This window comes from Bacteroidia bacterium, assembly GCA_039924845.1.
In the GTDB taxonomy this organism is placed as follows: domain Bacteria; phylum Bacteroidota; class Bacteroidia; order DATLTG01; family DATLTG01; genus DATLTG01.
In genome coordinates, this window is the sequence record JBDTAC010000041.1 from 61,883 (window position 1) to 74,792 (window position 12,910).

Below are 12,910 nucleotides of genomic sequence, written 5' to 3' on the forward strand. Positions count from 1 at the left end.
TTATGAAAAAGAAACTTTTTTACATCACCTTTTCTTGCTTGCTTATTGTTCATTGTGATACGTTCGCGCAAATGCGTAAAGCAACTTATTTGTACAACAATTCGGATTATGCGAAAGCTATTCCGTTTTATCTGAAAGCAACAAAATCGAGTAAAAATAATCCGCAAGCATTGGAGAAATTAGCGGATTGTTACCGCTTAACAAACGATTACGCTAACGCCGAAACCTATTATTCGCAATTGATTACAGCGGGGGATGTGCCTCAAGCCATTGATTATTACAATTACGCAACGATTCTCAAAAACAATGGAAAATACGATAAAGCCAAACAAGAAATCAATGCGTATTTAAAATTAAATCCGAATGATAAAAATGCGAAATTGCAACTCGCGTCTTTCGATAAAGTAATAGAATGGCAAAACGATCCGCAAGAATATAAAATTAAAAACCTGATTGGCATAAATTCAAAAGTGGCTGAATTTTCTCCTGTTGTTTATAAAAATGAATTGATTTTTGTTTCGGAACGCAATCCTGATTTAGTGAATTTCGAAGATTATGGTTGGACAAACGAACCGTATTTGAATATCTATGCCAGCGACATAAAACAGAAAAGTGATTCTGTTAGCTTCAGCAAAGCTCATTTATTCTCCAATACTACCAATACCAGCGGACATGATGGACCAATTTCATTCACCTCTTCTGGCGATGAAATGTATTTTGCACGCGTAAATACAAAAGGAAAAAAAGACAAGAACTTTGTGAACCGATCGAAAATATATTTTTCTAAACGCTCCGGAAACTCTTGGGGAAAAGTAATGGCGTTTACTTATAACAGCGATACATACTCCGTGTTTGATCCCTGTATTTCAGCAGATGGACAATCGCTTTATTTCGCTTCAGATATGTCGGGAGGTTTTGGAGGAACAGACATTTATATTTGTAAAAGAAATGGAGATACTTGGGGACAACCAGAAAATTTGGGCTCCGATATCAATACTTCTGGCAACGAAGTGTTTCCTTATCTGAGAACAGATGGCGTTTTATTTTTCGCTTCTGACGGTCAAGCCGGATTGGGCGGATTGGATATTTTTTCGGCTACGCAACAAAACGGCAAATGGAACAATGTAGAACATTTAGGCGCGCCTGTTAATTCTTCTGCCGATGATTTCGGGATTTACTTTACAGATACTAAAAATGGGTATTTCTCTTCCAACAGAGTAGGAGGAAAGGGAAGCGATGATATTTATTCTTTCAAACAAACTACTAATTTCATTGCAGTATCCGGTAGGATTTTATTGAGCAAAAATGCAAACGATCCCGCAAAAAATGTGAAAGTAAATTTATTGACCGATCCTGGTGGGCAATTGTTAAAAAGCTCTACGACTGACAATGGCGGCAATTTTAAATTCAATCACCTCAATCCAAATAACAAATACATGGTGAAAATGGATGGTGAGGATGCCGCACATCTCGGTAAGACAAAATATTTTTTGGCAGACGATAAGGGCAAATTAGTACGTGTAACGGTGGCGGACAATGCAGGAAACAAATTTGTTTTTCGGGATTTACCTGCCGATGAGAATACTTTATCTCCTATGGATGAAGGGGATACAACACACTCCATTGCCGGAAATTTATTGGTCGGCGACAATCCTTCAATACCTTTAACCAATGCGAAAGTAAATTTGGTAAACGACAAAGGCGAAATCGTGCAAAGTACTACGACCAATGCCTTCGGATCCTTTGTATTTGCTAATTTACCTACCGATCAAAACTACATGGTAAAAGTAGACGAGAATGATCCTGCCCTTAACGGAAAAAAAATTATGATGACGGATCGTAATGGCAAAGAAATGGGTACTACCAATGCCGCCAACAATGGTACGTTTAGTTTCCGAATGCTTGCTTCCGACCAAAACACGCTTTCGCAGATGGATGTAAAAGACGCGGATTTGCGTTGGGATATGAAAGGAAAGATTCTATCCGATAACAACAAAGCTTTGCCGAATATGAAAGTGAATTTGGTAGATGACAAAGGAAACGTGATACAAACGACTACAACTGATGCCAACGGAGGATTTGATTTCAACGAATTGCCTACCGACCAAAACTATTTGGTAGCGATGGACGCCACCGATACACGCATCAAGAAAGTAAAAAAACTCTATTTAACAGATGCGAGCGGAAAAGTAATCAAAGAAATTAATGTCGATAAAAGCGCCACTTTCTCCTTTCATTTATTACAAAGCGACAAAACCGAATTGGGAACTATTTATGTGAACGATCCTTGGTTGAAAGTCTTAAAAATGAAAAACGAGAAGAAATCAGCGAAGGAAGATAGCTTACTCATCATTGAAAACATCTATTACGATTATGGTAAATGGGACATTTTAGCTGCCGGGCAAAAAACATTAGACAAAGTGGTGCAAGTAATGAAAAACGATCTGAGCATTTCCATCGAATTAAGTGCCTATACCGATCCGCGTGGAACTGCCGAATTTAACCAAACACTTTCCGACAAACGTGCCAAAACGGCTGTGGATTATATTGTAGCACATGGCATCAGTTTTAAACGAATTTCAGGTAAAGGATATGGTAAAACAAAGCTTCTAAATGATTGTGGCACACAACCCTGTACAGAAGAACAATATGCTATTAACCGACGAACAGAATTTAAAGTAATTCGGAAATAACATACCAATAAGACTTACCAATCCAATAGATTTATCCCACTTTCTATTATATAACTGATGAGAACTATTTCTTATCAGTTATATAAAGTTAAGTATCAATCTAAAATAGTTGGAAAGAAACAAAGGGCTGTTTAAAGCACTCTCTTCTCTAAATAATCTACGAAAGGTTTACCTGAATGTATGACAAACCCACCTGTTTGTATGACACGCACAGCTGGTTCTAAGATAAATCCACCTGTTTGTATGACATACACAGATGGTTCTGAGGCAAATCCATCTGTTTGCATGACACACACAGATGGTTGTGAGGCAAATCCACCTGTTTGTATGACACACACAGATGGTTCTGAGGCAAATCCACCTGAATGTATGACATACACAGATGGTTTTGAGGCAAATTCAGCTTGTTGTATTAAACGCACAAATAGTTGTGAGGCACGTCCAGCTTGTTGTGAGATACATTTAGCAAGATATATTTACTAAAAGCAAATTAGTATGGGAAATTTTCCTGCTCGCTTCTTTTGTCAAATTACTTTCCGATACAAAATTTCGAAAAAATATTTTTTAGAAGGTCATCTGAAGAAATCTCACCAGTGATTGTGCCCAGGTAGTGGAGCGCATTACGAATGTCGGTTGCTAAGAAATCGCCTGTTACGTTATTGTTTAAACCGTCCATCACTTTGTAAAGTGCTTCATTCGTGCGATGCAAGGCATCTGCATGGCGCGCATTGGTAACAATTGTTTCGCTTACATTTACGGTTCTGTTATCGAAAAGAGTAACCAATTGCTTTTTCAAATCGTCAATATTCATACGGTTTTTAGCGGAAATAAAAACTATTTTTTCTTTAATATCCGAAAACTCACGCAGCGTATAATCAATGTCTTCTTTGTCGATTTTATTACCGACAATTAATAACTGAGAATTGACTAAATGCGTCTTAATTTCTGCAATAACGCCCGAAAGTTCATTGCTGCTGATTTCGTGCACATCAAAAAGATAAATAACAATGGACGATTGTTTCATCTTTTCGTATGTTTTTGAAACGCCCATAGATTCAATAATGTCAGTCGTTTCGCGAATTCCGGCAGTATCAATAAATCGAAAAAGAATACCTTCAATAATCATTTCATCTTCAATGGCATCGCGCGTTGTTCCAGCAATTTCGGAAACAATGGCTTTGTCTTCTTCCAGAAAAACATTTAACAAAGTGGATTTTCCTGCATTGGGTTTGCCAACAATAGCAACTGGAATTCCGTTTTTTATCACGTTTCCGACTTCAAACGAATCAATTAAGCGCTGAATGATTTTTTGTATCGCCAGAATTAAATTTTTTAAATCTTGGCGATCTGCAAATTCAACATCTTCTTCACTAAAATCCAATTCCAATTCTATCAGCGAGGCAAAGTTTAATAAACTCTCGCGCAAGGTTTTAATTTTGTCGGAAAAACCACCGCGCATTTGCATCATTGCAATTTGATGTGATGTTGTAGAGTTAGATGAGATAAGGTCTGCAACTGCTTCAGCCTGAGATAAATCGAACTTTCCATTTTTAAATGCGCGAAGTGTAAATTCTCCTGCTTCCGCTAATCTGGCGCCACTTCGTAAAAGCAATTGTAAAAGCTGTTGCTGAATAAAAATAGAACCGTGGCAAGAAATTTCCACAATATTTTCGCCGGTGTAGGAGCGGGGAGAGGCGAACAAAGTAACCACAACTTCATCTAAAATAATTTCTTCGTCATAAATAAATCCGTGATGAACGGTATGAGAATTCTTTTCTAAAAACTTTTTTTTCGATTTTTTTGATGTTTTGAAAACAGTCTCGCAAATAGAAAAGGCATCTTTTCCGGATAAACGCACAATCGCAATTGCTCCCGTTCCGTGAGGCGTAGCAAGAGCAACAATGGTATCTTCGTTAAAAAAGTTTATTTCCAAGGCGTCCGAAAAATTATTTTTTGAACTGATTTATTTTATCAATGATACAAAAATATCAAATTCCTTTGCAATACCACTTCAAAACTATTAATTTAGCCCTCTCAAAAATTAAAATTCATCTAAAAAATATAAAATGAGCGTTTTAGTAAACAAAAAATCGAAAGTAGTTGTTCAGGGATTTACAGGAACAGAAGGCACGTATCACGCGGGACAAATGATTGCTTACGGAACCAACGTAATTGGCGGTGTAACTCCAGGTAAAGGCGGAACAACGCATTTAGAAAAACCAGTTTTTAATACCGTGGAAGATGCTGTGAAAACAGGAGGAGCAAACGTTTCTATCATTTTTGTGCCACCGGCTTTTGCCGCTGATGCCATTATGGAAGCTGCTGCAGCAGGTATTAAAGTAATAGTGTGTATTACAGAAGGTATTCCGACTAAAGATATGATTGCCGTTAAAGAATATATAAAAGACAAAGATTGTCGTTTAATCGGACCAAATTGTCCGGGAGTTATGACTGCTGGAGAAGCTAAAGTAGGCATTATGCCAGGTTTTATTTTTAATCCAGGCAGAATTGGAATTGTTTCCAAATCGGGAACCTTGACTTACGAAGCGGTGGATCAAATTACGAAAGCAGGTTTGGGACAATCAACTGCTATTGGAATTGGTGGCGACCCGATTATCGGAACTTCTACAAAAGAAGCGGTTCAACTTTTAATGAATGATCCGGATACAGAAGGAATTGTAATGATTGGCGAAATTGGCGGAAACATGGAAGCCGATGCAGCATATTGGATTAAAGAAAACGGAACCAAACCAGTTGTTGGCTTTATTGCCGGAGAAACTGCACCTGCAGGTAGAACTATGGGACATGCCGGAGCAATTGTTGGCGGAGCGGACGATACTGCAGCAGCCAAAAAGAAAATTTTACGCGAATGCGGAATTATTGTAGTGGATTCTCCAGCTGTTATTGGACAAGCCATGTTGAAAGCTTTGAAGAAAGTAGCGGTTTAAAAAATGGATAATGCTTAATTGGCAATTGATAAAAAAAAGGCTTCAAAAAATTAATTTTTTGAAGCCTTTTTTAATGTTTTTATATTTCAGAAGAAACTGGAAATAAGTGTGAATGATGTAAGGAACTTAATAAGTTATATAACACACAATGCTGTCGCGCAACTCATCTTTGCATGAAAATATAAAATGTCAATTATGAAAAAAGTAGTTACAATAGCACTTGCAGGAGTAGTATTATTACTGACTTCCTGTGAAGTAGAAGTTAGAGACGGACGGACGTACCACCATCCCTGGGGATGGGAACACCGCCATTATCCAGACCATCATGAGATTTATAATCACGGATACCATCACGATAAGGATGGAAATGAAATTAACCCACAACCGCTAAAATAGAAGAAAGGCTTCGAATTTAAAATTACAATCTTCAATTGTCTTATAATTTATATTATGTTAAATTATAAGTTTAAAGACAATTGATTCTAAAGCCATTCATCCTTTCTCATAAACACGTTTGAAAAAATAATTTTTCAAATTCACAAATCAATCTTCAATCCATCAAAAGCCAAATGAATATTTTTGGGCAATTCGGTTTCGATATTTTTATGTAAACCTAATTGGTGGCTGATATGCGTGAAATAAGTTTTTTCTGCGCCAAATTCTTTTGCCAAAGCAATTGCTTCGTCAAACGTAAAATGCGAAATGTGAGTTTCTCTCCTAAGCGCATTTAGCACCACAACTTTGCTTCCGAAAACTTTTTTTTTCTCTTCTTCCGAAATAAAATTTGCGTCTGTTATATACGTAAAATCTCCTACGCGAAATCCCAGAACTGGCAATTTATGGTGCATTACTTCAATTGGAATAAATGTGGTTCCTTCAATTTCGAAAGGCTTTTCATCAATAAGATGTAAATTTATTTCGGGAACACCCGGATATTTTATTTTCTCGAAAATGTACGGAAACTCGCGTTTGATAGCGTTTACCACATTTTGATTGGCATATACTTCTACCGGCTTTTTGGTGAGGTAATTAAACGCGCGGATGTCGTCAAAACCCGCCAAATGATCTTTGTGTTCGTGCGTAAAAATAACGGCATCTAATTGTTGCACGTTTTCGCGCAGCATTTGCTGACGGAAATCGGGACCGGTATCAATAACAAAAACTTTTTTTTGGGATTCGATTAAAATAGAAGAACGTAACCGTTTATCGTGCGCATCTGTGGACGAACAAACTTCGCAAGAACAACCGATAAGCGGCACTCCTTGCGAAGTTCCTGTTCCTAAAAAAGTTATTTTCATTCCAATATAGGTTTCAAAAAAATAATTTTAGTGTGCAGCGTTTACCAAAAAAAGTTCTTTCAATTTACTCACACAAAAATCCACTTCTTCCTTTGTATTGTATTTGCTGAAAGAAAAACGCACCGCTGGTCTTTCCATATTGTAATTAATGGCGCGCAACACGTGCGAACCTTGCTCACTTCCTGAAGAACAAGCGCTTCCGCCAGAAGCCGCAATTCCGGCAATATCCAAATTAAACAATAACATTTCTGCATTTTCGGCAGGCGGCAAACTAACGTTTAAAACAGTATATAAACTACTTTTTTTAGCGTCTCCGTTAAAGGCAACACCAGGAATGTTTTTTTCCAATTCGGCAATCATATAATTTTTGATTTCCAGAATATGATCTTGATGAGCTTTCATCTCGCGATTGCAAATTTCGAGCGCTTTTGCCAAACCTACAATTCCGTAAATATTTTCTGTTCCGCCGCGCATGTTGCGCTCTTGAGCACCACCGTAAATTAAAGGTTTTATTTTTATTTCAGAATTGATGTATAAAAAACCAACGCCTTTTGGTCCGTGAAATTTATGTGCGGCACAGGTAATAAAATGAATTTTGGTTGCTTGTAAATCCATTGTATAATGTCCCATTGTTTGAACTGTATCGCAATGAAAAACGGCATTGTATTTCGTACACAATTCGCTCACATCCTTTAAAGGCAATAGATTTCCGATTTCGTTATTGGCGTGCATCAAGGAAACCAAAGAACGTTCGTTGGTTTTTAATAATGCTTCCAAATCATTCAAATCAATATGTCCGTTGGGAAGTAATTTAACATAACTCAATTTAATTTGACCGTCTTTTTCCAATGCTTCCAGCGAATGTAAAACAGCATGATGCTCAATTTTGCTGGTGATGGCGTGCTTTAAACCCAAATCATGAATGCTGCAACGAATAGCCATGTTATCGGCTTCGGTTCCACCGGATGTGAAAAAAATTTCTCCAGGAGAAACGTTTAATTGTTTCGCTACCGATTTACGTGCATTCTCAATAATAGCACGTGCTTTTCGCCCGAAAGCATGTATAGAAGATGGATTTCCAAATTCTTCCCGCATAACAGGAATCATAGCTTCCAACACTTCTGCGTCAAGCGGTGTGGTAGCTGCGTTGTCAAAATAAATTTTCATCAGTTCAAGGTTACTTTTTAAATGAATTTATGAAACGGCAATTTGTTGTTCTTTAATCAATTCACGGATATCTGACATTATCTTTTTTGCCAAATTATCGGCAATGGTTTCTGTCTCGCTTTCCGCATAAATGCGGATAATTGGTTCGGTATTCGATCTACGCAAATGTACCCATTCTTTTTCAAATTCTATTTTCACTCCGTCAATCGTGTTGATGGGATTTTTCTTATATTTCTCTTTGATACCTTCTAAAATTTTGTCCACATTTATTTCGTTCGTCAGCTCAATTTTATTTTTAGAGATGTGATACATCGGATATTTGGAGCGCAACATGGAGCAAGTCTTTTCCGATTTTGCCAAGTGCGTTAAAAACAAAGCAATTCCCACTAAGGCATCACGACCGTAATGCAATTCTGGAAAAATAATCCCGCCATTGCCTTCGCCACCAATAATCGCATTCGTTTCTTTCATCAGTTGCACCACATTTACTTCGCCAACGGCGGATGCTTTGTGTGTACCTCCTGCTTTTTCGGTTACATCGCGCAAAGCTCTGGTAGAAGACATATTCGAAACGGTATTGCCTTTTTTCACGGACTTCAACACATAATCGGCAACAGCCACTAAAGTATATTCTTCACCAAACATTTCTCCATCTTCCGATACAATTGCCAACCTGTCCACATCGGGATCTACCGCAAAGCCCAAATTGGCTTGGTTTTTCACTACCGCTTTTGCTAAATCTCTTAAATTCTCTGGCAAAGGCTCCGGATTGTGCGCAAAGTTTCCCGTTGGTTCACAATTAACGGGAACAATGTGCTCCACACCTAAAGCATGCAACAATTGAGGCACAATAATTCCACCCGAAGAATTCACGCAATCAATGGCTATTTTAAAATTTTTCGCTTTGATGGCATTTACGTCTACCAAAGGCAAGGCAATGATTTTAGCAATGTGTTTTTGGAAATAGGTTTCGTTGCGATATACTTTTCCAAGTTTGTTCACCTCCGTAAAATGATAGCTTTCTGCTTCTGCTATTTTCAGCATTTCAGCACCATCGGCTTCGGAAATAAACTCGCCTTTTTCATTCAATAGCTTTAAGGCGTTCCATTGTTTTGGATTGTGACTGGCGGTGATGATAATTCCTCCATCTGCACCTTCGTCAATAACCGCAATTTCAACAGTTGGTGTAGTCGAAAGACCGATATCCACCACGCAAATACCGAGTCCTTGCAAAGTACCCAATACCAAATTGTTTACCATTTCGCCCGAAATACGAGCATCTCTGCCCACTACAATTTTAGCTTGTTTATCTTTAATTCGATTGTTTATCCAAGTGCCGAAGGCAGCAGCAAACTTAACGATATCTACGGGTGAAAGTCCATCGCCTGGCTTCCCTCCTATTGTTCCGCGAATTCCGGAAATTGATTTTATGAGTGTCATTTTATGTGTTAAAAACGAATTAGAATTACGAGTGCAAATGTACTTTTTTGTCCTTAAATAATTGAAAATACTTGTAAACATCTCTTGTTAAAAAATCTTTTGCTTATCGCGAAAAAAGTTCAGGTAAACGTATGGCACGTTCATGTAAACGCATGACACGTTCATGTAAACGTATGGCACGATAAGCTAAACGCATGACACGTTCAGGTAAACGTATGGCACGTTTAGGTAAACGCATGGTACGATAAGCTAAACGCACGACACGTTTAGGTAAACGTATGGCACGTTCATGTAAACGTATGGCACGTTCAGATAAACGTATGGCACGTTCAAGCAAATATTGCCACTTATTCCAAAATATTATACACTTATTCCAAAATATTATACACATAGTGTTAGGATATTAAGAAAAAAAATATATTTTTGCATAAAAAACGTAAAAATAATATCAATATGAGAAAAGTTACCTTACTTGCCGCTACCATTTTGTGTTTCGCATTTATGAACACTGTAAATGCTCAGAAAAATATCAATAACTACATAAAAGTTTACTTTACGCAACCCGTCGATAATTCCTTCGCGAAAGGCGTTAATGCTACTTACTTAAACAATATTGTTTTCGATACTTTAGCAGCTTATATCAATCGTGCAAAATATACCATTGATATTGCTCAATATGAATACAAAACCTATACTGGAGATCCTATCTATACAGCTATTAACAACGCTTACGCGAGAGGAGTAAAAATACGCTACATACAAGATGGCGGTTATGCTCCTACTAATACTGGCGTTATGGCACTTAATGCATCTATTCCTGTAATTGCAAGTCCTACAACAAGTGCTTATGGCATCAGTCATAATAAATTTGTAATTATAGATGAATATGCCACCGATACTACAAAAACTGTTGTGTGGACAGGTTCTCCCGACTGGGATTTAGCGATGAGTCAAGGAGATTATAACAACGTTATTGTTTTTCAATCGAAAGTATTAGCCAGAGCATATACCCACGAGTTTGATATTATGTGGGGTGATACAACGCATGGAGGTGCAACTAATTCCTCACTTTCTCTATTTGGGAAATATAAACCCAATTCAGGAACACATCATTTTCATATTGGCGGTTCAGTAGTTGAATTGTATTTTAGTCCTTCTGATAGTGTAAATAATCATATTTTAAAAACTATTTCAGCAGCAAAGAGCGATTTATATTGTGGTATGTTTACGTTTACCGAATCCCCAGATGCAGATAGTATTGTAGCTCATAAAAATAAAGGAACATATACTGCCGTAATTCTTGATAAATTCAGCAGTGGGGCTTATGCTCCTTACACTTCTATATTTCCTACTGGATTAGGAAGTAATTTTGTAGGCTTTGCAAGCGGCAGTTATCTGTATCATAATAAATACGTGGTGGTTAATCCTTCCAATACTTGTGATGACCCAACAGTTTTAACTGGTTCGCATAATTGGACAGCTTCCGCTGATACTAAAAACGATGAAAATACAGTTATTGTCCACAATGATACCATTGCAAATCTTTATTTACAGTCTTTTGCAGGAGATTTTAAAGCCATCGGTGGGACCGCATTAACTCCCGTAACAGGTTGTGCTTCTGCTTCGCCAGTAGCGTCTTATACAACTACGGGAACTTCTATTTGTGCAGGCTCATCAACAACTTATACCAGTACTTCTTCTGGAAGTCCGACCAGTTATAGTTGGATATTTCAAGGTGGTTCTCCTGCCTCTTCAACTTTAGCTTCTAAAGCTGTTACTTATAATATAGCAGGTACTTATACAGTAAGTTTAACAGTAACCAATTCAAGTGGATCTAACACAACTACTTCCAGTATTACAGTAAATCCATTACCTATAGTAACGGTTACTTCATCTTCTTCAACAATTTGTAGTGGTACAAATACTACTTTGACAGGAGGAGTAACGGGAGGTAATCCTCCTTACACATACAATTGGAGTACGGGAGGAATTACGAACCCATTAACTGTTAATCCGACATCAACAACTACCTATACATTAACAGTAATGAATAGCGAAGGTTGTAGTAATACGGCATCAACAACCGTAACGGTTAATGCAAAACCAACGATAACGGTAAATTCAACAACAGTATGTAGCGGTACAAGTGCTACTTTAACAGGTGCAGGAGGAACAACGTATAGCTGGAATACAGGTTCGACAACAAATCCACTAACAGTAACGCCAACCACCACCACAACTTATACAGTAACAGGCACGACATCAGGTTGTACTGGAACAGCATTAGCAATCGTAACGGTTAATGCAAAACCAACGGTAACGGTAAATTCAACAACAGTATGTAGCGGTACAAGTGCTACTTTAACAGGTGCTGGCGGAACAACATATAGCTGGAATACAGGTTCGACAACAAATCCACTGACAGTAACGCCAGCAACGACAACAACTTACACAGTAACAGGGACTACTTCAGGTTGTACAGGCACAGCAATAGCGACAGTAACAGTAAATGCCAAACCAACGATTACTTCTACAGCAAGTGCAACTACTTTATGCTCAGGCACAAGCAGCACCTTGACGGGAGCTGGCGGATCAACATATAGTTGGAGTACAGGTTCAACAACGAATCCATTAACAGTAACACCTACTACCAACACGACTTATACCGTAACGGGCACGAATGCAAGCGGCTGTACCAATACGAGTACCGTAACGGTAACAGTAAATGCAAAACCAACAGTAACAGCAACAGCAGCATTGAGTACGATTTGTCCAAGTTCAAGTACGACTTTGACAGGCTCAGGAGCGAGTACGTACAGCTGGAATACAGGTTCGACAAGCAATCCATTAACGGTATCACCTGCAACGACGACAACTTATACTCTAACAGGAACAAGCGCGAGTGGCTGTACGAATACGAGTACCGTAACGGTAACAGTATCAGCTAACTTGACGGTATCCGCATTGGCAAGCACGTCTACTATTTGTCCTGGAAGTAATACTATCTTGACAGGCTCAGGTGCGAATACATACAGCTGGAATACGGGCTCAACAAGCAATCCATTAACGGTATCGCCAACAACAACAACGACGTATACAGTAACAGGGACATCGAGTGGCGGTTGCAGTGGAACAGGAACCGTAACGGTAACAGTATCTGCTAACTTGGCGGTATCCGCATTGGCAAGCACGTCTACTATTTGCGCTGGAAGTAATACGACCTTAACGGCTTCAGGAGCCAATACGTACAGTTGGGATACGGGCTCAACAAGCAATCCATTAACGGTATCGCCAACAACAACAACGACGTATACAGTAACAGGAACATCGAGTGGCGGTTGCAGTGGAACAGGAACCGTAACGG

General features: G+C 38.4%; 8 protein-coding genes. 4 read left to right on the top strand and 4 right to left on the bottom strand.

The annotated features are described in order from the left end of the window. Positions 1 to 2 precede the first annotated feature (2 nt). A complete protein-coding gene (locus ABIZ51_04485) occupies positions 3 to 2,693 on the top strand; it encodes a carboxypeptidase regulatory-like domain-containing protein (protein ID MEO7088033.1) in 2,691 nt (896 codons plus the stop codon). A 201-nt stretch (positions 2,694 to 2,894) separates the two neighbouring features. Further along, on the top strand, positions 2,895 to 3,176 hold the full coding sequence (locus ABIZ51_04490; GenBank protein MEO7088034.1) for a hypothetical protein: 282 nt from the start codon (positions 2,895 to 2,897) through the stop codon (positions 3,174 to 3,176). Positions 3,177 to 3,222: 46 nt separating this feature from the next. On the opposite strand, the gene mnmE is transcribed toward ABIZ51_04490, so the two are convergent. Beyond that, the gene (mnmE, locus tag ABIZ51_04495) at positions 3,223 to 4,626 is read right to left on the bottom strand and encodes a tRNA uridine-5-carboxymethylaminomethyl(34) synthesis GTPase MnmE (GenBank protein ID MEO7088035.1); all 1,404 of its coding nucleotides are present in this window, start codon (positions 4,624 to 4,626) and stop codon (positions 3,223 to 3,225) included. Between the two features lie 133 nt (positions 4,627 to 4,759). Here mnmE and sucD point away from each other — a divergent pair, with 133 nt between their 5' ends. Continuing rightward, positions 4,760 to 5,641, top strand: coding sequence for a succinate--CoA ligase subunit alpha (sucD, locus tag ABIZ51_04500; protein ID MEO7088036.1), 882 nt, complete (start codon positions 4,760 to 4,762; stop codon positions 5,639 to 5,641). 536 nt (positions 5,642 to 6,177) lie between these two features. Here sucD and ABIZ51_04505 read toward each other — a convergent pair. From ABIZ51_04505 to glmM, 3 genes are read right to left on the bottom strand one after another with little or no spacing between them, the layout of a single operon-like run. Continuing rightward, positions 6,178 to 6,939: an MBL fold metallo-hydrolase gene (locus ABIZ51_04505; GenBank protein MEO7088037.1), complete on the bottom strand. Its 762-nt coding sequence runs from the start codon at positions 6,937 to 6,939 to the stop codon at positions 6,178 to 6,180. Positions 6,940 to 6,966: 27 nt separating this feature from the next. Further along, positions 6,967 to 8,106 (bottom strand): cysteine desulfurase family protein, encoded by a 1,140-nt coding sequence (locus tag ABIZ51_04510; GenBank protein ID MEO7088038.1) that lies wholly within the window; start codon positions 8,104 to 8,106, stop codon positions 6,967 to 6,969. 27 nt (positions 8,107 to 8,133) lie between these two features. After that, positions 8,134 to 9,546: a phosphoglucosamine mutase gene (gene glmM, locus ABIZ51_04515; GenBank protein MEO7088039.1), complete on the bottom strand. Its 1,413-nt coding sequence runs from the start codon at positions 9,544 to 9,546 to the stop codon at positions 8,134 to 8,136. A gap of 453 nt (positions 9,547 to 9,999) precedes the next feature. Here glmM and ABIZ51_04520 point away from each other — a divergent pair. Then, positions 10,000 to 12,910, top strand: a 2,911-nt coding sequence (locus ABIZ51_04520; GenBank protein MEO7088040.1) for a phospholipase D-like domain-containing protein, incomplete at its 3' end; no start/stop codon positions are given.

What these genes read in the sequence shown, in the direction of transcription:
- ABIZ51_04485 (MEO7088033.1), top strand. Translation starts at nt 3, where the DNA reads ATGAAAAAGAAACTTTTTTACATCACCTTTTCTTGCTTGCTTATTGTT.
- ABIZ51_04490 (MEO7088034.1), top strand. Translation starts at nt 2,895, where the DNA reads ATGACACGCACAGCTGGTTCTAAGATAAATCCACCTGTTTGTATGACA.
- sucD (MEO7088036.1), top strand. Translation starts at nt 4,760, where the DNA reads ATGAGCGTTTTAGTAAACAAAAAATCGAAAGTAGTTGTTCAGGGATTT.
- ABIZ51_04505 (MEO7088037.1), bottom strand. Translation starts at nt 6,939, where the DNA reads ATGAAAATAACTTTTTTAGGAACAGGAACTTCGCAAGGAGTGCCGCTT.
- ABIZ51_04510 (MEO7088038.1), bottom strand. Translation starts at nt 8,106, where the DNA reads ATGAAAATTTATTTTGACAACGCAGCTACCACACCGCTTGACGCAGAA.
- glmM (MEO7088039.1), bottom strand. Translation starts at nt 9,546, where the DNA reads ATGACACTCATAAAATCAATTTCCGGAATTCGCGGAACAATAGGAGGG.